General features: G+C 41.4%; 19 protein-coding genes and 1 pseudogene. 9 read left to right on the plus strand and 11 right to left on the minus strand.

What is annotated here, in order from left to right:
• Nucleotides 1–56 precede the first annotated feature (56 nt).
• The 3 genes from ACN0T8_RS01955 to ACN0T8_RS01965 all read right to left on the minus strand — a co-directional run bounded on the left by ACN0T8_RS01955 (nt 57) and on the right by ACN0T8_RS01965 (nt 5611).
• Nucleotides 57–548 (minus strand): outer membrane beta-barrel protein, encoded by a 492-nt coding sequence (locus tag ACN0T8_RS01955; RefSeq protein WP_417878993.1) that lies wholly within the window; start codon nt 546–548, stop codon nt 57–59.
• Between the two features lie 262 nt (nt 549–810).
• Entirely contained in the window at nt 811–4782 is a 3972-nt protein-coding gene (gene hrpA, locus ACN0T8_RS01960; RefSeq protein ID WP_417878994.1) for an ATP-dependent RNA helicase HrpA, read from the minus strand.
• Between the two features lie 136 nt (nt 4783–4918).
• Nucleotides 4919–5611, minus strand: a complete 693-nt coding sequence (locus ACN0T8_RS01965; protein ID WP_417879480.1) for a sulfite exporter TauE/SafE family protein — start codon at nt 5609–5611, stop codon at nt 4919–4921.
• 168 nt (nt 5612–5779) lie between these two features.
• On the opposite strand from ACN0T8_RS01965, the gene ACN0T8_RS01970 reads away from it, so the two are divergent.
• Both ACN0T8_RS01970 and ACN0T8_RS01975 read left to right on the plus strand, forming a co-directional pair.
• Nucleotides 5780–6220, plus strand: a complete 441-nt coding sequence (locus ACN0T8_RS01970) for a TerB family tellurite resistance protein (protein ID WP_417878995.1) — start codon at nt 5780–5782, stop codon at nt 6218–6220.
• A gap of 108 nt (nt 6221–6328) precedes the next feature.
• Nucleotides 6329–6436, plus strand: a pseudogene (locus ACN0T8_RS01975) (IS110 family transposase); the annotation flags it as partial.
• Between the two features lie 22 nt (nt 6437–6458).
• Here the strand turns inward: ACN0T8_RS01975 and ACN0T8_RS01980 are convergent.
• A complete protein-coding gene (locus tag ACN0T8_RS01980; RefSeq protein WP_417878996.1) occupies nt 6459–6875 on the minus strand; it encodes a GNAT family N-acetyltransferase in 417 nt (138 codons plus the stop codon).
• Nucleotides 6876–7008: 133 nt separating this feature from the next.
• Nucleotides 7009–7701 carry a DUF4145 domain-containing protein gene (locus ACN0T8_RS01985; RefSeq protein ID WP_417878997.1) on the minus strand — a complete coding sequence of 231 codons (693 nt, stop codon included), beginning with the start codon at nt 7699–7701 and terminating at the stop codon, nt 7009–7011.
• Nucleotides 7702–8273: 572 nt separating this feature from the next.
• Here ACN0T8_RS01985 and sbcB point away from each other — a divergent pair.
• The 5 genes from sbcB (at nt 8274) to purT (ending at nt 13510) form a co-directional block, all read left to right on the plus strand.
• A complete protein-coding gene (gene sbcB / locus ACN0T8_RS01990; protein WP_417878998.1) occupies nt 8274–9698 on the plus strand; it encodes an exodeoxyribonuclease I in 1425 nt (474 codons plus the stop codon).
• A 112-nt stretch (nt 9699–9810) separates the two neighbouring features.
• Nucleotides 9811–10173 carry a CidA/LrgA family protein gene (locus ACN0T8_RS01995; RefSeq protein ID WP_267135480.1) on the plus strand — a complete coding sequence of 121 codons (363 nt, stop codon included), beginning with the start codon at nt 9811–9813 and terminating at the stop codon, nt 10171–10173.
• A 2-nt stretch (nt 10174–10175) separates the two neighbouring features.
• Entirely contained in the window at nt 10176–10862 is a 687-nt protein-coding gene (locus ACN0T8_RS02000) for a CidB/LrgB family autolysis modulator (RefSeq protein WP_417878999.1), read from the plus strand.
• Between the two features lie 383 nt (nt 10863–11245).
• Entirely contained in the window at nt 11246–12136 is an 891-nt protein-coding gene (cdd, locus tag ACN0T8_RS02005; RefSeq protein WP_417879000.1) for a cytidine deaminase, read from the plus strand.
• Nucleotides 12137–12334: 198 nt separating this feature from the next.
• A complete protein-coding gene (gene purT, locus ACN0T8_RS02010; protein WP_417879001.1) occupies nt 12335–13510 on the plus strand; it encodes a formate-dependent phosphoribosylglycinamide formyltransferase in 1176 nt (391 codons plus the stop codon).
• 105 nt (nt 13511–13615) lie between these two features.
• Here the strand turns inward: purT and ACN0T8_RS02015 are convergent, their stop codons facing one another.
• The 6 genes from ACN0T8_RS02015 to ACN0T8_RS02040 form a co-directional block, all read right to left on the minus strand.
• Nucleotides 13616–14260: a thiopurine S-methyltransferase gene (locus ACN0T8_RS02015; protein ID WP_417879002.1), complete on the minus strand. Its 645-nt coding sequence runs from the start codon at nt 14258–14260 to the stop codon at nt 13616–13618.
• A 78-nt stretch (nt 14261–14338) separates the two neighbouring features.
• On the minus strand, nt 14339–14635 hold the full coding sequence (gene ihfA, locus ACN0T8_RS02020) for an integration host factor subunit alpha (RefSeq protein ID WP_027697326.1): 297 nt from the start codon (nt 14633–14635) through the stop codon (nt 14339–14341).
• 475 nt (nt 14636–15110) lie between these two features.
• A complete protein-coding gene (locus tag ACN0T8_RS02025; RefSeq protein WP_417879003.1) occupies nt 15111–16724 on the minus strand; it encodes a peptide ABC transporter substrate-binding protein in 1614 nt (537 codons plus the stop codon).
• A 308-nt stretch (nt 16725–17032) separates the two neighbouring features.
• Nucleotides 17033–19435 carry a phenylalanine--tRNA ligase subunit beta gene (pheT, locus tag ACN0T8_RS02030; protein ID WP_417879004.1) on the minus strand — a complete coding sequence of 801 codons (2403 nt, stop codon included), beginning with the start codon at nt 19433–19435 and terminating at the stop codon, nt 17033–17035.
• A gap of 18 nt (nt 19436–19453) precedes the next feature.
• Nucleotides 19454–20434, minus strand: coding sequence for a phenylalanine--tRNA ligase subunit alpha (pheS, locus tag ACN0T8_RS02035; RefSeq protein WP_417879005.1), 981 nt, complete (start codon nt 20432–20434; stop codon nt 19454–19456).
• Between the two features lie 863 nt (nt 20435–21297).
• A complete protein-coding gene (locus ACN0T8_RS02040) occupies nt 21298–22029 on the minus strand; it encodes an SIMPL domain-containing protein (RefSeq protein WP_417879006.1) in 732 nt (243 codons plus the stop codon).
• A gap of 350 nt (nt 22030–22379) precedes the next feature.
• Between ACN0T8_RS02040 and ACN0T8_RS02045 the strand changes: the two genes are divergently transcribed.
• Nucleotides 22380–23081, plus strand: a complete 702-nt coding sequence (locus tag ACN0T8_RS02045; RefSeq protein WP_417879007.1) for a tRNA (adenine(22)-N(1))-methyltransferase — start codon at nt 22380–22382, stop codon at nt 23079–23081.
• Between the two features lie 288 nt (nt 23082–23369).
• The gene (locus ACN0T8_RS02050; protein ID WP_417879008.1) at nt 23370–25058 is read left to right on the plus strand and encodes an NAD-dependent malic enzyme; all 1689 of its coding nucleotides are present in this window, start codon (nt 23370–23372) and stop codon (nt 25056–25058) included.
• The last annotated feature ends 149 nt before the right edge of the window (nt 25059–25207 follow it).

The raw sequence follows: 25207 nt of genomic DNA on the forward strand, positions 1-25207 counted from the left end.
AAACTAATAGCGGTTATATTCACTATGCTAAAGAAAAGCGACTTTTACAAAACTTCTTATAAAAAGTGGAATGTTGCACTAACGGTATAAGTATTTGTATCAAACTTATCAAAGCCAAAGTGGTTGTAAGCAAGACCAAGTGACAACGAACCTAGAGGAATGCCATCTAACACTGTGTATTCCACACCAGCGCCATACATCATGTCATAACCATCATCACTCTTAAATTGGCCAGAGCCTACATCATATTTGTTCGCACCGAGTTTACCGTAGAACTCTAGCGGACCAACATTGATGCTTGGTTTGATTGCCGCATAAACAGTCGTTAAATCAGAACCACCGATATCACCTAAATCCCAGTACCCTGCTTCAACGCCGATAAATGGTAAAATGCCTGTACCGATATTCACACCGTAGGTACCTTCATTACTAGCACCTGATTCAGTAAAATCAGCCGTACCATAATTCACACCAGCATAAAGCCACGAGTCAGCTAGAGCAGGTGACGCCGCCCCCATTAAAGCCAAAGCTAAAAGCGTTTTTTTCATTGTAATCCCTTCGAATCTTTCGATTATCATATTCATGGAAATGAGAGTGACTCAAAATCCATATTTAAAACTTATTATGCATGATTAGTGAGATGGGCTGTAAAATCAAGAAAAAATCTCATTTTAGTGACCATTTCAATCATTTACTTACAAAACAGCCACAAACTATACCCAAAGTAATTGGAGTTGCAGTGAGGCGAATGAGCACCGTCAACAAAGCTGTAGCTTCAAATACGAAGGGTATATTCTTACTTATTATTATTTAACATGCATCAATAGCATTCTTAATTCGTTTATCTGAAACCGGGTACGGCGTACCTAGTTGCTGAGCAAAGTAACTCACTCGTAGTTCTTCGATCATCCAACGTATTTCCTTGACGGAATCGGGAATGTCTACCCCTTTAGGAATTTTGTTCAGCAGTTCTTTATAATCCTTAGTCACCGACTCTACCTTCAATATGTGTAAGCGGTCTTTATTTGGATCAATTGGCAATTTTTCCATTCGACGTTCAATCGCTTTCAAATAACGCAAAATATCAGGTAGACGCTTCCAACCACATTCGGTGGCAAAGCCTTTAAAAATCAAACCTTCTACTTGCGCTTTAATATCTGATAACGCAAACGCCATGCTTAAATCAACTTTACCTTTAAGCTTTTTATTGATGCTAAAGGCGGTAGTTAAGATCGTTTCTACCTGTTGTGCGATATCGACAACCGTATCGCCCAACTCAGCACGAACATGCTCTTTTAATGCTTCAAACTGTTCAGGTTGCCATACTAGGCCGCCCTTTTGCTCAATCAATTTATCAACGCCACAAGCAATACAGTCATCAATTAAATCGAGCACTTTGCCATAAGGATTAAAGTACAAGCCCAATTTTGATTTATTAGGTAGGTTGCTATGCAAATATTTAATCGGTGACGGCACATTAAGCAACACTAGGCGACGTTGACCTGCGCGCATCGCCTGTTGCTGCTCTTGCTCAGTTTCAAATAGTTTAATTTCAACGCTATCTTTCGCATCGACTAAAGCAGGAAAAGCTTTAACCTCAAAGCCACCACGTTTTTGTTGGTAAACCGTTGGTAGTTCACCAAAGCTCCATGTATGCAGGCCTTGCTGCTCGATATCATCGTCAGCCACTTTCGATAAGGTTTCTTGAACTTTATCTTTCAAACTTTCTTTAAGCTCGTATAAATCGTAATGCTCTTTTAGCTTACGTTTACGGTGATCGACCGCGCGGAATGTCACTTTAAGGTGATCTGGAATTTGTTCGAGTTGCCAATCTTCCCGCTTCACTTCCACCCCTGTCATGCGGCGTAGTTCTTTTTCTAACGCATCTAGAATAGGCATTTCCATTGGGGTAACACGAGATAGAAACGCATCCGCATAGTTTGGCGCTGGCACAAAGTTACGGCGTAACCCTTTAGGGAGTGATTTGATCAAACTTACCACTAATTCATGACGTAAACCCGGTATTTGCCAATCAAAGCCATCTGGGCTCACTTGATTCAAAATTGGCAAAGGAATATGTACCGTTACCCCATCATTGTCTTGTCCAGGCTCGAATTGGTAACTCAGCTTTAACTTCAAACCATTTTGATGCCAAAAGTTTGGGTAGTCCAAGTCGGTTACATGGCTGGCATCACCTTGGAACAACATCTCTTTTTCAAAATCAAGTAGTTCAGGGGCATCGATGCTGGCCTTTTTCCACCACGAATCAAAATGACGTCCTGAGACTACGTCAGTACTGACACGCTGATCGTAGAAATTAAACAACTCATCATCATCGACCAAAATGTCACGACGACGCGATTTATGCTCAAGCTCTTCAACTTCTCGTAATAACTTACGGTTTTGATGGAAGAATTTATGTTTGGTTTCCCAATCGCCTTCTACCAACGCACTACGAATAAAGATTTCACGGCTAATAACCGGATCAATCGGCCCATAATTCACATTACGCTTAGGTACAATTGGAATGCCATACAACATCACTTTTTCTGACGCGATAACGGCCGCTTGCTTTTTCGACCAATGAGGCTCGCTATAACTACGCTTAATTAAGTGCGGTGCAAGAGGTTCAACCCATTCAGGCTGAATTTTAGCTATGATGCGTCCCCACAGCTTTGATGTTTCCACCAGCTCTGCCGACATGATCCATTTAGGCTGCTTTTTGAATAAACCTGATGCTGGGAAGATATGAAAACGTGCATTACGCGCGCCTTGATATTCACTCTTTTCGGTATCTTTCACACCAATGTGCGACAGTAAACCAACGAGTAGCGCAGTATGAACTGATTGGTAACCCGCCGCTTCTGTGTTGAGCTTGGCATCCATTTCACGCATTGCTTGATGCAGTTGGAAGTACACATCTTGCCATTCACGGACACGTAAGTAATTTAAGTAATCTTGCTTACACTGCTTACGGAATTGATTGCTCGATAAGGCTTTTTGTTGCTCTTTTATGTACTGCCATAAGTTTACAAACGTTAAGAAGTCCGATTCTTCATGGAAAAAACGTTTGTGCTTATCGTCTGAGCTCTGTTGTTTATCACTAGGACGTTCACGTGGGTCTTGAATCGACAACGCCGAGGCAATAATCATCACTTCTTGCAAACAGTTATATTTAACCGATTCAAGAACCATACGCGCTAAGCGAGGGTCAATCGGTAAACGAGCTAATTTGCGCCCTATTGCGGTTAACCGTTTTTTAGGATCTTTGGCATTCGGATTAATCGCACCCAGTTCTTCTAGCAGACGCACACCATCTTGAATATTACGCTTATCTGGCGCTTCAACAAATGGGAAGGCTTCAATATCACCTAGCCCTAAAGCCGTCATTTGTAAAATAACCGAGGCTAAGTTAGTACGCAGGATCTCAGGGTCAGTAAATTCTGGACGAGAGTTAAAATCCTCTTCCGAATACAGTCGAATACAAATACCTTCGCTGACACGGCCACAACGCCCTTTACGCTGATTGGCGCTAGCTTGAGAGATCGGCTCAATAGGCAAACGCTGCACTTTCGTACGGTAGCTATAACGACTAATACGCGCGGTCCCCGGATCAATCACATATTTGATTCCCGGAACCGTTAACGAGGTTTCCGCTACGTTGGTTGCCAACACAATTCGGCGCCCCGTATGCGATTGGAAAATTCGGTTTTGCTCGGCAGATGATAATCGCGCATACAAAGGCACGATTTCGGTATCTCTCATACTTCTGTGACTAAGAGCACGTTTGGAAAGCGCATCCGCAGTATCACGAATTTCACGTTCACCATTCATGAAAATGAGAATGTCACCTAAACCGGGTTCATCACATAATTCATCGACCGCTTGGAAAATACCTTCTAGTTGGTCAAGATCTTGGTCGGCATCATCTGGATTTAGCGGACGATAACGCACATCAACCGGATAAGTTCGACCCGACACTTCAATAATTGGCGCTTTATCAAAATGGTTAGAGAAACGTTCAGGGTCAATGGTTGCTGAGGTAATAATAATTTTAAGGTCTGGGCGCTTTGGTAGTAACTCTTTCAAGTAACCCATGATGAAATCGATATTCAAGCTACGTTCGTGCGCTTCATCGATAATGATGGTGTCGTATTGATTTAAAAAGCGATCGTGCTGAATTTCTGCCAGCAAGATACCGTCAGTCATCAGCTTGATTTGGGTGTTGTCTGAAATCTGATCGTTAAAACGAACCTTATAACCGACATACTCACCCATTGGGGTTTGCATTTCTTCCGCAATACGGCTGGCAACAGAACGCGCTGCTAAACGACGTGGCTGAGTGTGACCAATCAAACCGGCACGACCACGGCCTAGTTCACTACAGATCTTCGGGATTTGGGTCGTTTTACCTGACCCCGTTTCACCTGCAATGATCACCACTTGGTTATTGGCAATCGCTTCTGCAATGTCATCACGCTTTTGGCTAACCGGTAAATTTTCTGGGTATTCAATATGCGGTTTATGTAGACTACGGTTTTGTACTACCATCATCGACTTGGCAATATCCATAGCGATTTCATCAAACACCGCGGCTTTCGCTTCTGGTTTCTTAATTTTACTGGCGCCATGAATTCGCTTACTTAAACGAAAACGGTCACGGATCATGCAGTCTTTTAATGCGGCACGTAGGCTACCAGCAGTATTGCCCTGCGCGCCATTCTCTTGAGTGGAAGAACGAGAATCAGCGGAAGAATGGGCGTTATCATGAGGGTTGGTCAAAACGATTCCTATTGAAACGATTAGAGAGCGCAGATGAAGATTGCTCTGCACTCATAAAATATAGAATTATCAAAATTGTAACACAGGGCGAAATGAGATCTAAACTGTCGCCCTAATTAATCTTTATAGCCTAAGACTACAACTGCAAGCCACGCACAATCGCGGTCGTGGCACTGGCTAGACACAACACTAGGGTAAAAATGCGAATCCACTCTTTCGAGACATACTTCACCACCATTTGCGCTGCAACATAACCAAGCCACCCCATTGGCAACAACGGAATCGTCATAACCACGTGCTGCCAAGTCAAATAACCAATAAAGTATTGAACGACTAGGGATATCATTGAGCTGAAGACAAAGAACGCCGCTAGGTTACCGCGTAACGAAGATGCGTCTTGATGTTGCAAAATCAACGCCATGGGTGGTCCACCAATACTTGAACTAGTGCCCATAAAACCGGAGAAAAAGCCTGCAACTGCCATTCTGTTTGGTGTCGGTTCAAAACGAATCGGAGTAAGGCTAATTAATACGGCTAATAACACCATTCCACCTAGCCACAAAGATAAAACAGAGCTAGACACGTACAGCAGTAGAACGCCCCCCGCAACAGAGCCAGGAATACGACCATAAATCGCCATTTTCAAGCCACCAATAGAAATGTTATTACGGTATTTATAGGCATTAAAAAATGAATTAAATAACGCCACTATCACTATCGGTGCAGGAACATATTGAGGAGAAATTAAGAACAACAAAGGAGCCGCGACTACCGCGAGCCCAAAACCAATCGCGCTTTGTACAAATGAGCCAAGGAAAATCATTCCCATCGCGAGTATCACGGTACTATTTATATCAAACATGAGATTCCAAATTGGCAAATAAGGTGTAAGGAAAGCGGCATTATATCGCTAAATCATTTTGATTGATGAAGACTTTTCTTGATTTTTAATGTCAAAGTTTTAGGGTATCTTGACAACAAACGTATGAAGGTCATTATGATTCAATCTTTAAAAAGCTTCTTTAATCAAATCGTTGATGGAAACGTTCAAGAAAATCAATCAGTTGATACTAACCTAGCGATAGCGGCTTTACTTTGCCAGGTTTCGCAAGCCGATCATTCTGTTGATGAAAAAGAAGAAGCCGCCAAAATACAAATGCTCGGTAAGCTGCTTTCTTTAACCGAAGCGGATGCGAAAGCTTTATTACAAGAGGCCACTTTGCGTTCAGAAAACTCGGCATCTCTTTATGAATTTACCGACCAACTACGCGATTTAGATCATCAACAACGTTTTGAATTGATTCAATCCATGTGGCAAGTCGCTTATGCCGATAACGTTCTAGACCCAATTGAAGAAGCCATTATTCGAAAAGTCGCCGAACTGTTGTACGTCAATCACAGTGATTTTATTCGCGCCAAACTCTCTGTCGCTCCTTAATCTAGCAGCATCAGACCGTTTATTCCTACACAAAGTGTCAGAAGCTGTGCTTTCAATTAAGCAAGAGGCAGCAGCTTCTCTTATCGGCGTCGCACCGATAACCAAAGAAAGCCCAAAAAAGTCGCCATCATTGCCAGTGTTAGAAAGATGGTTGTTATCTTAAATTCGATACTAAGGGATGGTGTCATATGGGATGAAAATATCGCTAAAAATTAATTATTGACGCCATAGTCGTTTGTTATGTGATAATTTCACTACCACGCTCCAGCACCCAACAACGCTCGTTTTTGGTGTAGCCAATTTGTCCATAATAGTCATTGGCTGCCGGTGCGGCGATTAAAAACAGTTTACATGTAGACTCAATTTGAGCTTGAGTTTGAACTTGTAACTGCTTGCCTATTCCAGACCTTTGATACGATTCATCAACCGCCAGATCGGACAGATAACAACAATAATGGAAATCCGTAATAGAGCGAGAAATACCAACCAATTTAGGCCCATCCCAAGCAGTAATTATGAGATTGCTATTGTTCAACATACCGCTGATACATTTGATATTTTCTATCGGTCTACGCTCTCCTAACTTCGAGCGTTTAAGCAAATCAATAAACTCGTCAGCCGAAATCTGCTGATTAACTTTATATTCGATATTCAATGTGACCTCCTTATCACATAACGTCCAATTAAGTTGTGAGCAACGCTGCCACCACACTCAAACACTGCATCGTAAACACCAAACCAGTTGAAACCGAAAGCGCCGAGCGTTGCGAATCAGCTTGAATTGTTTGTCAGGCTTGTTCTCGACGTGCACGCCTTCTATTGGCAGCTTCTTCTAAACGCCTAGGTTCTGTATAGATTCTCTCTAACAATATATATGTAAAATCCAAGATATCAGCAGCATCTTCTACAGATAATGTACCCTCGTGAGCACCATCATTGCCATCATCTTTGATGCAGGTAGATAAGTCTCGAAGTGCTTCAGGCAAAACATTATTTTCAAATAACCACGGAAGTCGTAAACCCAAACTTCGACGCACTCGGTTTGTCAGCCCTTCCGCCTGCTCTGGTAATAAGTTTTGAGTCGCTATATCTAAGCACAATCTGAACATGGTTGCTGCTGCATTATTGCAGCCAATAGCCATACAGGCAGCACCTTCGTTAAACACGCGTTCAATATCCTCAGGTAAATATTCTGGTGGTTGCTCGGATGACTGATCTCTAATTGAAACATGACGATCTACATTCACTAGTTGGTTAGCAGAGCCATGAAAATTTTCCAAACCACCATTTGCAATGCCATTAAATCTCGGCTCTTTTTGGGTAACGACAAATAATGACGGTTTGCCGCAATTACGGCAGATACAAAACGTTTCCAAAACACATTGCCATCCGTGACGCTCTCCAACAACAACTTGATTTAATAGATCAAATGTCATGTTTGTCGCGTGACATCTAGGACAATTTGCAACTAATTCTGTCATTTTTACTCCATATTTCTTCGAAAAGCCTCACAGTGTATTAGCAAGAAACTCGGATAAATCCGAAAGTTTTTCAACAAGTTCACTGCTAATCCATTCATTTATCACCATAAGATACTCTAATGATGAATTTTTAAAAGCAATTAGCCGATTTTATGCGATGTAGAAAGCGAGAACTGGGTTTAACGAGCCAATTGTTATAGTGATGAATGGACCACCAATGATAAATATCATTAATTAACAATTGGTTATTGTTGAATTTAATAAGCACTATCTAGAAAATAGTTCTCGCTTTCACTCAGCGTTTGTTAAAAACCGAAAAATGGCATTATAACTGTATAAATACACTGTATGAGATATCCACTCCATTTTTGCTTTCAAATTAGCATTTATTCTGATGGTGGTGAGATGAGACTCTCGTTTGAGAGCCTATGTCATGTGGAATGAAAATATCGATAAAAAAGAATCATGACGCCATAAATAAAAACTGACCTAAAAAGTGGCAAGCCATTTCTTTACGTAGTACTTAGGGGTAATATACCGGTATTAAAGACAATAACCTTCTGGAAGTTCCCATGAGTAACGAAAACGTCCCAACCTTTTTCTTTTTGGATTATGAAACATGGGGTGTTAGTCCAGCCAAAGACCGACCGAGTCAATTTGCTGGTGTTCGTACTGATATGGATTTCAATATCATCGGTGAGCCTTTGGTGATTTATTGCCAGCCACCGAGTGATTATCTACCATCGCCTGAAGCAGCACTCATTACCGGTATCAAACCGCAGAAAGCCGTAAAAGATGGTTTACCTGAGCCAGAATTCATCCGCCGCATCCATCAAGAGCTTGCCACCCCAAATACCATCTCACTTGGTTACAACAGCATCCGCTTTGATGATGAAGTGACACGTTATACTCTCTATCGTAATTTTTACGATCCGTATGCCTGGTCTTGGCAAAATGGTAATTCACGTTGGGATTTACTGGATATTATGCGCACTTGTTATGCATTGCGCCCAGACGGTATTAACTGGCCAGAAAATGATGAAGGCTTTCCAAGCTTTAAACTAGAACACCTTTCTGTAGCCAATGGTATTGAACACAGCAATGCGCATGATGCGATGGCCGATGTGATTGCTACCATTGAACTTGCCAAGAAGATCAAGCAAGCCCAACCGAAACTGTTCAACTACCTATTAAGTATGCGCCACAAGCGTAAACTCAATGAACTCGTCGATATTGTGAACATGACGCCGCTGGTGCATGTTTCTGGCATGTTTGGCGTTCAATGTTCCAATATTAGTTGGATCGTGCCGATGGCTTGGCATCCAACCAATAACAATGCGGTAATCACCGTTAACTTGGCAATGGATCCAACGCCGCTCATCGAACTAGATGCTGAAACGCTACATCAACGCATGTACACCAAGCGTGATGATCTCGCACCTAATGAACTTCCTGTTCCTCTTAAGCTTGTGCATCTTAATAAGTGCCCTGTTCTCGCGCCAGCTAAAACCCTCACCGCTGAAAATGCTGATCGAATCGGTATTGATCGCAAACAATGTTTAGATAATCTCGCGCTTTTAAAATCACACCCAGAAGTTCGAGAAAAGCTGATTGCTATCTACAATATTGAGCGTGAATTTAAGCAAGATAATAACGTCGATACTCAACTCTATAGCGGCTTCTTTTCACCGGCTGACAAAGCGACTATCGATATTATTCGAGAAACCGAGCCTGAAAAGCTCGCTGGATTAGATTTATCGGTAAAAGATGCTCGTATCGAGCCTTTGTTGTTCCGTTATCGTGCACGTCACTTCCCATGGACACTGACTGAAGCTGAGCAGCAAAAGTGGCTTGCACATTGCCGTGAGTACTATGAAAGCAATATTGAAGAGTACATGCTCAATCTTGAAAACCTTGCTCATGAACATGAAAGTGATGCCGCTAAGATCGAGATTCTAAAATCTGTCTATCAATATGTAGAATCTCTCGTTTCTTAACTATTTTTGACAGCTACAACTGCTTTTTACAACCGCGCTCTTTTTCATCTTATTAATATTGAGCGCTTTGTTAACTCTTGTTCCGCCTTAGGAGTCCAACGTGTTCAAGAAAATGCTCAATTATGCTTTATCATTCGCACTGATTATGGTGAGTTTGTGGGCAGGTAATGCCATTCAGCACTTTTTTCATTTATCCGTACCCGGCAGCATTTTCGGCATGCTGATTTTATTCGCGCTACTGGTCTCTGGGTTAGTCAAAGTGCAGTGGGTCAAGCCCGGTGCGCAATTATTCATTCGCTATATGATCATTCTGTTTGTACCCATCAGTGTCGGCTTAATGGACCACTTCCCTTTATTGATTGATAACGCTCTCTCCATTTTTGCAAGCAGTGTCGGAGCAACGACGATCGTATTAGTATTGCTTGCGCTGGGACTACAAAAAATCCTTACTAATAAAGCAAGTGAGGATAAATAATCATGTGGCTTCTACTCACCTTTGTGGTTTTCTTTGCGGTACGTTGGTTTGCCAATAAGGTAAACAATCCATTAGCTAACCCTTTACTACTAAGCATCATAATTATTATCCCCATTCTAATGGCGCTCGATGTGCCTTATGAGGTGTATTACGCACAAAATGATTGGATGACTTTTTTACTTCAGCCAGCAGTCGTCGCGCTCGCTTATCCGTTATACGAACAACTTCCACAAATTCGCCAAAATTGGAAAATCATCTTTTTAGCTTGTGGCGTAGGTAGCGCAATGTCGATGCTCACCGCTGGGCTTATTGCTGTCGCTTTGCACACCGATCCAACGCTAGTGGCAAGCTTTATGGGTAAATCAGTTACCACCCCGATAGCCATGGAAGTAGGTAAAAGCTTAGGTGGTGAACCTGCTATTGCGGCAATCTTGGTGCTAATTGTTGGTGTATTTGGCTCGGTGTTTGCCTACCCTATCTATTCATTTTTAGGGGTTACGCACCCAATAGCCAAAGGGTTAACCATGGGTACGGTATCGCACGCTTTAGGTACCGCAACCTGCGCTGAAAAAGACGCTGAAGATGCGGCGTTTAGTTCTCTTGCCCTAGTGACATGCGGCATTATCACTTCAATCCTAGCCCCACTATTTTTTGCTTTCTGTCTCTGGGTTGGTGGCTTTATTGGCTAGAGCGATAAAGAACAATCTACACACTACATTAATAAGGAGCTGATTTGGCTCCTTATTTGTCTATACCCAAGTGACTTCAAGATACAGAATTCAGAGCTATCATCCAGACCTTTAGGCAAGGAAGATTGGCGAAGGAATGTAAGCACCTTTCAAACCAATCTGACGCGGTAAAAGAGTTTGGATGAAGCTCCCGAAGGGCAAGTTAAAACAAGCTTTATGCAACAAAACTCGATCTAAGTAGTGTTTTTGACTATTGAAACTACTCACTCACGCGATCTCACTCCATAATTTGACTTATTGCACAATAAATATGTAACGATTAAATATAATTACACAAAAAAGAGCTTAACCGCTCACTTATACGTGAATTACAAGGATATCAAATGACTCAATCTTTTAACCCAGAATCTGTAGCACACTTACCTACAGAGCTTGCTGATCGTATTGTTTCTCAAATGCAAAAGGCTGACTTCAATGGACACTTCTCTGCAACGGATTATCAAGCATTGTTATCACAATCGGGAATGACTGACACGGAATTTAAACTCGCCTTATTACCAATCGCGGCAACGCGTGCTTATTGTGAAATTTCTGACTTCCACGTTGGTGCTATCGCCGAAGGTCTATCTGGAAATGTTTACTTTGGATCAAATATTGAAATTGCTGGCGTACAGTTAAACCAAACCGTTCATGCTGAACAATCAGCCATTAGCCATGCATGGATGAAAGGTGAAACAGGGCTAAAAGACATCACTATTAATTACACACCTTGTGGTCACTGCCGACAGTTTATGAATGAATTGAATGGTATTGAGAACCTATCCATTCAACTTCCTGAGCGCCCTGCTTATCGATTAGCGGAATTACTACCGGAATCCTTTGGCCCTAAAGATTTAGGCATCGAAGCTCGCTTAATGGATAACCACCAACACCGTTATCAGTTTGATAGTGATAATGCAGCGATTACCGCTGCTGTAAAAGCGTTAAATAACAGCTACGCACCATACAGCAATAATTACAGTGGTGTGGCATTACAGACACAGTCTGGTGCTATTTACTCAGGCAGTTATGCAGAAAACGCTGCATTTAACCCAAGCTTACCGCCATTACAAGTTGCGATTAACCTATTGCTATTAGCGGGTGAAGAACTGGCTAATATTGAATCCGCGGTACTAGCAGAAAATGCCAATGGAACAATTAGTCACTTAGCAGAAACCCAATCGACACTAGAAGCGATTAATCCTGATATCACGATTGATTATTTATCTATTTAAACTATCCATTTAAGTATGGATACCAAAGTTAGATGACAAACTGTCCGTAAACTGTACTCAATATGGTTTACGGACTTTTTATTAAAAGAAATTCGTTCTAACTTGTTGCGCAAACGTTTGCCCACCATTAAAATCACACCAAATAATTACCTACTTAATAAATGGGTATCAAAATAGATCTTCTATAGGAATAAAAACATGTTTGGAACGGCGACCTCTCCTTCTGCCACAAAAGTACTTCTACTAGGTTCAGGTGAACTCGGCAAAGAAGTAGCCATTGAATGCCAGCGTTTAGGCTTGGAAGTCATTGCATTAGACCGCTACGCCAATGCCCCAGCAATGCAAGTTGCCCACCGCAGCTATACTGTTGATATGTTAGATGGCGATGCAATTGAAGCTATTATCGAGCAAGAAAAGCCAGATTACGTTGTTCCTGAAATTGAAGCAATTGCGACTGACAAGCTGGTTGAGCTAGAACAAAAAGGTATCAACATAGTTCCAACAGCCAATGCAACGAAACTAACCATGAATCGTGAAGGTATTCGTCGTTTAGCTGCTGAAGATCTTGGTGTAACAACCTCTCCCTACCGTTTCTGTGATACTTATGAAGAATTCAAACAAGCAGTAGAATTTGTTGCTATACCTTGCGTGGTAAAACCCATCATGAGCTCATCGGGTAAAGGCCAAAGCGTAATTAAAAGCGAAGCAGATATGGAGTCTGCGTGGCAATACGCACAAGAAGGTGGTCGTGCGGGAGCTGGTAGAGTGATCGTTGAAGGCTTTGTCGATTTTGATTATGAAATCACACTGCTAACTGTTCGTGCTGTCGATGGCGTGCATTTTTGCGATCCGATTGGACACCGACAAGAAGATGGTGATTATCGTGAATCTTGGCAACCACAAGCCATGTCGCAAGCAGCATTAACGGCCGCTGAGCAAATGGCAGAGAAAGTGGTGAATGCTTTAGGCGGTTATGGACTATTTGGTGTCGAGCTTTTTGTCAAAGGCGATGAAGTGATTTTCAGTGAAGTCTCCCCTCGCCCGCACGATACCGGCATGGTGACTTTAATTTCGCAGGAATTATCAGAATTCGCTCTACATGTTCGTGCATTTACTGGCTTACCAATTAACGGCATTACTCAATACGGACCAAGCGCTTCTGCGGTGATCCTAGCGGAAGGTCATTCACAAAACCTTGGTTTCACAGGACTACAAGATGCGCTTGCTGCGCCGCAAACTCAAATTCGTCTCTTTGGTAAGCCTGATATTGATGGTCGCCGTCGTTTAGGGGTTACACTGACACAACGTGACAATATTGAAAGTGCGGTTTCTGATGCCGTTGAAGCAGCAGGAAAAGTAAAAGTTAGTTTCTAGTTGCTCGTTGCTCGTTGCTCGTTGCTCGTTGCTCGTTGCTCGTTGCTCGTTGCTCGTTGCTCGAAGATAATATTGGTTTCATTATTTTCGAGCAACGATAACAACTTATGATTCAATCAACCAAACTTCTTCGGCAAAGCGAGACAACCCTCGCTTAATTCTTGGGTGCTCACTATCCCCATCATCGCGGTTTAAATGTGTCACTTTATAACCTGAAAATAAGCTTTTAACTTCTTCAGCAGGTACGCTAAACGGTGGTCCTGACATTTCCGATTGGTCATAATCCAGTGTCACTAACAAAATCTTCCCACTCGGTGCAAGTAACGATTTAATACGATCGGCGTAAGCAACACGCAACTCAGAAGGCAGTGCAATTAAAGCCGCTCGGTCATAGATACGATCAAATTGCGTCAATGGTGCAGTGAAAAAATCTCCAACATAAATCGACAACTCATCAAACTGATACAATTCATGTTGACCATTGAGTGGCGTAACCATTGGGGTATAAAAATGTTCAGCAAAAAAGGCTCGCACCGCGATATTACTAAGCTCCACCCCTGTTACTTCATTGTGTTTTTGTGCCAGCCAAACCAGATCTTCTGTTTTTCCACATAAAGGAACCAGAACAGAATGATGTCGCTCAGCAGATACTAGTTTCCAATATTCAATCAAAAGTGGATTTACATCTTCTAAATGGAAACCAATTTTATTTTCCGCCCATTTATTATGCCAAAATTCTTGATCTTGCATCATTCACCTATAAAAATTTGATAATAAAAAGGCCACCTCAATAGGGTGACCTTCTTTCTTCCAGTGACCATCGTGTTTTTATTTTTCTATCTTAATATTTTCAACACGAGCTTTCAGTTTTTGCCCTGGTCGGAATGTTACAACACGACGAGCAGAAATTGGAATATCTTCACCAGTTTTAGGGTTTCGTCCAGGCCTTTCACTTTTATCACGTAGATCAAAGTTACCAAAACCAGACAATTTAACCTGTTCACCATTTTCTAGTGCTTTACGAATTTCTTCAAAAAACACTTCAACTGTATCCTTGGCATCACGTTTACTATAACCAAGTTTTTCGAACAGGTTTTCAGCCAAATCGGCCTTAGTGAGCGCCATAAAACATCCCTCAATTTATCACTACCATAGTGGCAGTATTTATAGCATTAGTACGTAGTTAGCAAGCTTAAAGCTAAGTATAACTTCGAAAGTGTAAGCCAACCTTATGATTATCGCCAAATTTTTTTGGTCGTTTGTATAAAATTTACTTTAGAATTTCTTTTTAAAGTCGCTATTCATATACTAGTAGATAGTTAATAAAACCAAATATAAGAGAATTTTCAGTTAAATAAATTGCATTATTGAATAATGTTCAGTTATTACCCCTACATTTAACTTTTATTAAGAAGTGAGAAAAAACTCAAACTTTAGATATGTTATCAAAATAAAATCAACAAAAGCAAAGCCTTAAATTGTCTACAATACTAGATGAAGCATCATGTCAATCCGTCTTTGTCTGCTTTTTAATGCATTGGGTGAATATGAAAAAGCCAACACCTCAATGGAAGTGGTGGCTTGTAGTAAAGAGAATACATTATTTAGTTAGATATAAATCTCGTGTATAGCGGTGATCAGAAGCATTATCTTGGCTATATCCGCCAACCTTCTTGTTTTTCAATACCGAACGTGTATAGAAATAAACTGGGATAGCAGGCATTTCATCGGCAAAAACTTGTTCTGCTTTTTGATATAAAGCGTTACGCTCTTGCTCTGATTTCGCCGAGGATGCTTGTTTTAATGCCTCATCATACTCAGCATTACTCCAACCTCCGTAGTTCAAACCTTCAGAATCAAAGTAGGATAAGAAAGTCGAAGCTTCATTGTAATCCCCTATCCATGCATAACGCGCTACAGAAAAGTTACTTGAAGATAACGTTTGTAAAAAGGTCTTCCACTCTTGGTTAGCAATCTCTACTTCAGCCCCTAAATTTTTCTTCCACATTGAGGCCATCACAATGGCTAACTTTTTGTGTGATTCACTGGTGTTATACTCAAGTTCAAACTTCAATGGATTCGCGTGATCAAAACCCGCTTCTTTAAGTAAGGCTTTCGCTTTTTGATTACGTTCTTGTTGTGACATTTCTGCCCATTCTAATTTAGGTACTTCAAAACCAGCGACTGCTGGAGGTGTGTTGGTATAAGCGGGTAACTGCCCTTGCCCTAAAATTCGTTCAACCACCACATCACGATCTATTGAATACGCCAGTGCTTTGCGAACTCTTTCGTCATCAAATGGCTTTTTTTTCATATTGAATAAATAATAATACGTTCCCAAAGAAGGCATGGTTAGTAGCTCATCTGGTCGCTCTTTTTTAATCGTTTGATATAGCTCAAGAGGCACAACATTGGTGATATCAATTTCACCTGTTCGGAAGCGATTATATTCAGCATTAACATCTGAAATGGGTAAATAAGTAACTTGATTAATGACTGTTTCTTTGTCGTTCCAATATTGAGGATTTCTTTCTAAGACAAGCTTTTCGTTGATCACCCAGTCAGCCAGTTTGTATGCCCCACTCACCACAATATTCTCGGGTTTTGTCCAAGCTTCTTGGTATTGTTTAACGACTTTTTCGGGAAGAGCAAAAGTACTTTCATGTACCAACATCTTTATAAAATGTGGCACCGGCTTTGTTAAGTTCACTTGCAACGTTTTAGCATCAATGGCTTTTACACCCAGACTATCGCTAGTCGCATCGCCCTTAGTGATTTTATCTGCATTGACAATATTCGCCATTGAAACGTACCAAGAATATGGTGCGCCAGTTTTAGGATTCACAATACGTTGTAAAGCAAAAACAAAGTCATCAGCAGTAATGGGGTCACCATTTGACCATTTAGCATCACGTAAATAGAAAGTGTATTGTGTGCCATCTTCAGAAATATCCCACCGGGTAGCCAATGCGGGAATAATATTCCCGTGAAGGTCTTCGGTAACTAATCCTTCAAACATATCTGAAATAACACGTGAGCTTGCGGTATCGGAAGACATAGTAGGATCAAGAGTTGGAACTTCGTCACCATTACCTCTTACTAATTTTTGTTCTTCAGCAAGTTGAACTCCTGCGGGGACTTGAGCGGCAAAAGTTGGTGCCGTTAGGCATACGGCAATAGAAGTGACTAACAAGCCTTTTGTGATTTGGTGCATCTGATTTCCTTATATTTTGATTCCTGTATTCTCCATGAATACAAGGTATAGCTGCATCTTTCGACTCTACGGTCAATTGTCAGATGATTCAACCATGTAAACAGTATTCAACATTCAATTAAATACATAACCCATTTTTATATCAAAATAATATATACCCAAGTGACTTCAAGATGAAGCTCTCGAAGGGCAGTGAATGAGATGCTTGTAACAGATTTAGATAGAAGGAGTATTTGAAATTCAATAGACAAAAAATCCGCTCTTATTTTCACAAGAGCGGATCTGATTATTTCGACATTAATTCACTATTAATCGCGTAATGTTGCACCAAATTGCTCAGTCAAAGCTGCAACAATTGCATCAACAGAAGCCGCGATATCGGCATCTTCTAATGTACGCTCGGTAGACTGTAGATTTAGAGCAATTGCAAGACTCTTATTGCCTTCTTCGACACCTTTACCTCGGTACACATCAAACAGTTTTGCGCCAGTGAGAAGTTCACCGCCGTTAGCAAGACATGCACTTACAATGTCACCACTTGTAACGTCTTCTTTCACAACCACCGCGATATCACGACGGTTAGCTGGGAATTTAGATAAGCTTACTGCTTCTGGGATCACACGAGAATCAATCGCTGACCATTCGATTTCAAATACGATAGTACGACCATTTAAGCCAAACTTACGCTCAAGCTCTGGGTGAACTGTACCGATCACGCCTACCGGTTCGCCATCAACAACAATCGCTGCTGATTGACCAGGGTGAAGCGCAGGATGACTAACAGGCTCAAAGCTATACGCTATTTCATTTGATGTCAGTTCAAGAATCGCTTCTAAATCACCTTTCAGATCAAAAAAGTCAACCGTGTTGGTTTCAATATCCCAATGCTCTTCAGATCGAGTACCAGCAATAACACCTGCTAGCATAGGCTCTTGACGCATGCCGTTTTCAGCAGATTCACAAGGAATAAAACGTAAACCATATTCGAATAAACGAACGCGTGGTTGCTGACGTTTTTGGTTATGAACCACAGTGTTTAATAGACCTTGGATTAAACCAAGACGCATCGCTGACATTTCTACTGAAATTGGGAACGGTAGAATTAACGGCTCAACATCCGGTACGATCAGTTTTTGTTGCTCAGGCTCAACGAAGCTATAGGTAATCGCTTCTTGGAAACCACGGTCAACTAACAGATTACGAACACGTTTAAGAGGCAGGTTCGCTTCTTTATGATCGTTCATACTAAGCCCAGCAACGGGTGCTTGATTTGGAATGTTGTCGTAACCGTAGATACGCCCCACTTCTTCAATCAAATCTTGCTCAATTGCAATATCAAAACGCCATGTTGGAGCAACCGCGGTCCAGCCTTCAGCACCGTTTTCAAGAGACGTCGTTTCAACTGTCATACCTAGACGCTCTAATATCTCAACCACATCACTATCTGCAATATGGTGACCTAGTAGGTTATCAAGTTTAGTACGACGTAATGCTACTTTATTTGGTTTAGGTAAATCGGCTTCAGATTCAACCGTTACAATAGGTGCCACTTCACCACCGCAGATTTCAACAAGCAACTCAGTTGCACGTTCCATTGCACTTGCTTGTAGTGCGTAATCCACACCACGTTCAAAACGCATTGAAGAATCGGTATGTAAACCATAGCTACGAGCGCGACCACGGATATGATCCGGTGCGAAGAATGCACACTCAAGTAGTACATCTTTCGTTTCAGCCGTTACGCCAGACTCTTCACCACCGAAAATACCTGCGATAGCCAAAGCTTTATTTTGATCAGCAACCACTAGAGTATCTGCGTTTAATTTCGCTTCCGTCCCATCAAGTAATGTTAGCTTCTCGTCTTGCTCAGCCATACGAACCACGATACCACCTTCGATCTTGGTAAGATCAAACGCGTGCATTGGTTGGCCTTGCTCCAATAGAACGAAGTTAGTGATATCAACCACTGGATCGATAGAACGAATACCACAGCGACGCAGTTTTTCTTGCATCCAAAGTGGTGTCTGAGCTTGAACATTCACATTCTTAACCACACGGCCAAGGTAACGTGGGCATGCAGCCGGTGCTTTTACTTCAATTGAAACGGTATCATCAATCGCAGGAGCAATGGCATTAACAGAAGGCTCTGTAACATCAGTGCGGTTTAATACACCAACTTCACGTGCCATACCACGAACGCTGAAACAATCCGCGCGGTTTGCGGTTAGATCAACATCAATAGTCACATCATCAAGTCCTAAGAATTCACGGAAATCCGTACCGACAACGGCATCATCAGCCAATTCCATAATGCCATCAGATTCTACGTCGATACCAAGTTCAGTAAATGAACACAACATGCCGTGTGATGGTTGACCACGTAGTTTGGCTTTCTTGATTTTAAAATCACCCGGAAGAACCGCGCCTACCGTTGCAACCGCGACAGTTAAGCCTTCACGACAGTTTGGTGCACCACAAACGATGTCTAGTAATTCTTCTGCGCCAATATCGACTTTAGTGACTCGTAATTTGTCAGCATCTGGATGTTGACCACATTCCACTACTTTACCGACTTTAACGCCCGTAAAGCTGCCCGCAACAGGAAGTACGTCATCGACTTCTAGACCAGCCATTGTAATTTGATGTGTTAGTTCGTCAGTTGCAACCGCAGGGTTAACCCACTCACGAAGCCATGATTCGTTGAATTTCATTGTGATTAATCCTCTCGGTTACTTGAATTGTTTAAGGAAACGAAGATCGTTTTCAAAGAACGCACGTAAGTCATTTACGCCGTAACGCAACATGGTTAAGCGCTCTACGCCCATACCAAATGCGAAACCCGAGTATTGTTCAGGATCAATGCCAACACTACGAAGCACATTAGGGTGAACCATGCCACAACCTAATACTTCTAACCATTTGCCATTTTTACCCATTACATCCACTTCTGCAGAAGGCTCTGTGAATGGGAAATATGAAGGACGGAAACGCACTTGCACTTCTTCTTCAAAGAAATTACATAAGAAATCGTTCAAGATGCCTTTAAGCTGAGCAAAGTTCACATTTTTATCCACCAGCATACCTTCCACTTGGTGGAACATTGGCGTATGCGTTTGGTCGTAATCGTTACGATATACACGGCCCGGTGCAATAAAACGGAATGGTGGTTTGCCATTTTCCATCGTACGGATCTGAACACCGGAGGTATGAGTGCGTAACATAAGATCCGGATTAAAGAAGAAAGTATCGTGGTCAGTACGTGCTGGGTGATCGTCTGCAATATTCAACGCATCAAAGTTATGAAATGCATCTTCAATTTCAGGCCCCGCTTCAACGTTAAAGCCAAGCTCACCAAAGAACTGCTCAATACGCTCAACGGTGCGAGTGACTGGGTGTAAGCCACCATTTTCAATACGACGACCAGGCAGAGAAACATCAATCGTTTCCGCAGCAAGTTTTACTTCAAGTTCCGCACGTTGTAGTGCGTCTTTACGAGCGGCAATGGCCTGTTGTACTAAGCCTTTTGCTTTGTTGATCTCTTGACCAGCGCTACGACGTTCTTCTGGTGGAAGTTTACCTAAGCTTTGTAATTGAAGGGTTAATTCCCCTTTCTTACCTAAGACTTGTACACGCACATCTTCTAGTGCCGCGACAGAGTCTGCCTGCTCTATTGCTGCCGTTGCATTGGCAATGATTTGTTCTAATTGCATCGTTTCCTCACCTACCATTCGGTAGTCCTGTGGATAGTTCAGTTCCTAATTGGCTTAACATCTGCCATTTTGCTCAACATCTTTATCACGAATCATTTTTACAACAATTCGTGTATTAAAAAAGTTATGCAAAATGGCAATCTTGCTCATCATGATAAAAAGCCAGTGAAAATAGCTTTATACCCAAGTAACCTCAAGGTGCAAGTTTCAGCAAGAATAAAACAAGCTTTAGGCAAGGCAAATTGAATATGATCATAGTCATTCTATCTCTGTTCAATTTAACGCAACATAAAGCTTGTTTTAACTTGCCCTTCGGGAGCTTCATTCAAACCTCTTCTTTTTATAAGAGATAGGCCGCGTCAGATTAGTTTGAAAGGTGCCTACATTCCTTCGCCAATCTTCCTTGCCTAAAGATTTGGATGATAGCTCTGAATCCTGCATCTTGAAGTCACTTGGGTATATATAGTAATGAATGCAGCCCACAAAGCCAAACTGAAATCCTATGAAATACGGCTTTATTTTTGTTCATAATTTATTTGTCATGTCTATTTACGATGTCATGCTCAATGTTTATCCATTTACAGTCCAAGTATAAATATACTCAGGTGAATTCTGCACCTTAACGTCACTTGAGTATATAAAGCCAATCAGTGAAATTAAATCGCTCTTATTGGGTTTTGTTATCGTCAATTAGTAACCAAACTAACTCGGGCTTCTCAACTACGTCATAAATACCTTCACACCACCTAGTCGTTCAATTTCATCTTCGTGAATTCTCATCCATTTTTATGTTAAACCACTTCGAAATGCAGGTTTTTTTATTTCATTCATGATTATGCCTTTCGTATTTATCCGCCGTTTATTTAATCTGATAGATAATATTGTACCGTAGAAACTACACGGATTTTTTTAATATAAGGCGTATTCTTGTCTCTTGGTGAAATCGTAAATTGACCTTGTGATGCTTGCTTAATTTTACCTAGTTGACTATCGGAATCTTTAGCAAACTTTTCCGCCACTACGCGGGCGTTTTTAGTGGCTTCTTCAATCATGCCTGGTTTAATTTCGTTCAGACCTGTGAAGATATATTCGGGTTGAGATGAATAACTGTCACCGCTGAACACAATCCCTTGCTTGCCGAGTTCTGACATTTCAGCCATGACATTTCGCACAATATCGATTTTATTTGAGTAAACCGTCACGGTTTGATTAGCGGAATAGCGAAATTCAGCACGAGAATTATCCCCCCATTGTTGAGCCGATTTATCAACAATAGCAGGAGCACTAAAACTGATTTCATCAGGAGAAACACCTTTTAATAAAAGGAAGGCTTTAATTTTTTCGGTGCTTTTATCTACTTCATTATAAAGTGAAGATAAGTCATTATTAGCTAAAGTAAATTGGATCGGCCAAATCACCACATTGGCCTCGACTTCTTTCTCTGCCAGTCCTTTCACGTTTACGCTGCGTTCATATTGTTTATATTCAATAGCAGACGCCCCAAGTTGGTAACCTAACAAAACCAACCCAATGCAAATGAATGCGCCGAGTAACAGTGCTGGAATCGTTTTATTATTGGAGGATATATTGGTCATATCTATTCCCTTACTTATTAATCAATGAATTGAAATCACGTCGAGAAAGCGGTGCTCACAACAGATTTTAGACGAAGTAGTAATCAAATGATATGAACTCATCTACACATATTCTCAGGTGACTTTAAGATGCAGAGTTCGAAGCTATTATCCAAGCCTTTAAACAAGGAAGATTGGCTGAGGGATGTAAGCATCTTTCAAATCAATCTGATGCAACCTATCCCTTATAAAAAAGAAGGGTTTTGGACGAAGCTCGCGAAGGACAAGTTAAAATTCGCACTTTGAAGTTATTTGGGTATATACCCAATAACGCAGTACAATGCTGACCGATTAAATTCACGAGCAGAACCATGAAGTTAAGTAAACGCCTACAACATATTGAATCTATGATCTCAGATCAGTATTACCAACATATATGGGATTGTTGCTGTGACCATGGTTTTTTAGGTGCCTCACTGCTACAACGCCAAGCAGCCCCGTTTATTCACTTTGTCGATATCGTTCCCGAGTTAACGTCATTAGTACAAACACGCTTAGAGCAATTCTTTCACGACGGCCCATCTCAATGGCAAGTCTATTGTCAAGATGTCAAAACCCTCCCGCTAGAAAAGTATTCCGGTAAACAACTGGTCATCATTGCCGGTGTGGGTGGCGATTTAATGATGGAATTTATCCAAGCATTACAACAGCAATATTTTCATTTAGAGATCGACTACCTGTTATGCCCGGTTTATCAACAATTTAACCTGCGCCGAACCTTAATCAATTTGAATATGAGCTTAAAGCAAGAAAAGCTCATCGAAGATAACGGCCGATATTATGAAATTTTACATGTGTCTAACGAAGCGCCTCAAAGCCCACAAGATAATATTCATCCTGTTGGTGAGCAGATTTGGCACTATTCCAATCAAGAACAAGCTAAACTAAATAAGCGCTATCTCCAAAAGACACTTGCCCATTATTCGCGCATGCAGCAAAACACGCCTACGCACGCTCAATTGCCTTTGCAGTGGTACTCTCACATTCGTCAAAAATTAGACTTTCTCGATTAAAAACAAGATAATCAACAAGTATGTATACAATGATTGATTTTTTTGTATTTAAAACTCATCGATTTAAAAACCAAACAAAAAATATAAAATTAACTTAAAAACAATACATTAAGTGGTTTCTCACCATTTTTATTATCGCTTAAGACAGAAATTAAAATCAATTTTATGTGCGCTACAGCCAAACATTACAGAAAGATTGTTTACAATTACTATGTGCATTTTAATATAGCGCTATACTGTTTCTGTTCCGAACCAAGCAAATATTGCTCGTAGAAAAAGAGTCCGACAATGAATAACGATAAACGCCCCCTATATATTACCTACGCAGGCCCAGTATTAATGGCCACCCCTCTTCTTAATAAAGGTAGCGGCTTTACCTTTGAAGAAAGAAAAGAATTCAACCTAGAAGGTTTACTACCTGAAGCAACAGAAACTATTCAAGAACAAGTAGAGCGTGCTTACCTACAGTATCAAGCATTTGAAAATGATATGGATAAGCACATTTATCTACGTAATATTCAAGATACCAACGAAACCCTCTTCTACCGTTTAGTGCAAAATCATATCTCTGAAATGATGCCGATTATCTACACGCCAACGGTAGGCGCGGCTTGTGAGAATTTCTCGAATATTTATCGCCGTGGTCGTGGCTTATTTATTTCTTATCCAAACCGTGATCGCATTGACGACTTGGTTAACAACGCCACCAGCCAAAATGTAAAAGTGATCGTGGTCACCGATGGTGAACGTATTTTAGGGCTTGGTGACCAAGGTATCGGCGGTATGGGTATTCCAATCGGTAAGCTTTCTCTTTACACCGCGTGTGGTGGGATCAGCCCAGCTTATACTCTACCTATCGTACTCGATGTGGGTACCAACAATCCGCAACGTCTTGCCGACCCTATGTACATGGGTTGGCGCCATACGCGTATTACTGGCGAAGAATATGACAAATTTGTCGATGATTTCATGCAAGCTATCAAACGCCGCTGGCCTGATGCTCTTATTCAGTTCGAAGACTTTGCGCAAAAAAATGCTATGCCGTTACTTGAGCGCTATAAAAATAAAGTATGTTGCTTTAATGATGATATTCAAGGCACAGCAGCGGTCACGGTTGGTTCATTAATCGCAGCTTGTCATGCGGCAGGTAGTAAGCTTTCTGAGCAACGAGTCACCTTTGTTGGTGCAGGTTCTGCCGGTTGTGGTATTGCAGAAGCAATTATTGCACAAATGGTGTCAGAAGGATTATCCGATGAGCAAGCCCGCGCTCAAGTTTACATGGTTGACCGCTGGGGCCTACTACAACAAGGCATGAAAAACCTTCTGGATTTCCAACAGCGACTTGTTCAAAAGAATAAACACCTAACAAAGTGGCAAAGTGATGAACAAGGCTACTCTCTACTAGACGTCATGCGTAATGCTAAACCAACAGTATTAATTGGTGTTTCTGGCGTACCAGGCTTATTCAGCCAAGAAGTCATTGAAACCATGCATGCACATTGTGAGCGCCCTATTATCTTCCCACTATCAAATCCGACAAGTCGCGTTGAAGGGACTCCGCAAGATATTTTCCAATGGACAAATGGTAAAGCGCTGATCGCAACCGGCAGCCCCTTTGCGCCAGTGAAATTTGAAGGCCAAGATTACCCAATTGCCCAATGTAATAATAGTTATATTTTTCCGGGGATTGGTTTAGGAGTACTTGCTGTTTCTGCATCACGTGTTACCGATGAAATGTTGATGGAATCCAGCCGAGCGCTTGCGACTTGCTCACCACTCGCTTTAAAAGGTAAAGGGGCATTACTACCACCATTAGAAGAAATTCATACAGTATCGAAGAAAATTGCTTTTGCTGTAGCGAAAAAAGCCATCGAACAAGGGGTAGCACTTTCAATCACAGATGATGCGATTGAAGCGGCAATTGAAAATGGTTTTTGGCAACCTGAATATCGTCGTTATAAACGTACCGCATTCTAATTAGCTCTCTATAAAGTCTAAAACGATAACTTAGATGCCTATAAATTAGACAATAATGACAAGCTAATGTAAGCCCACTTTAATATTCAAACAAAGTGGGCTTTTTTATTTTTCACCGTATAATTACGCTGCTATTATCGAACATCTTA

Source organism: Vibrio sp., assembly GCF_048266485.1.
Classification (GTDB): Bacteria; Pseudomonadota; Gammaproteobacteria; order Enterobacterales; family Vibrionaceae; genus Vibrio.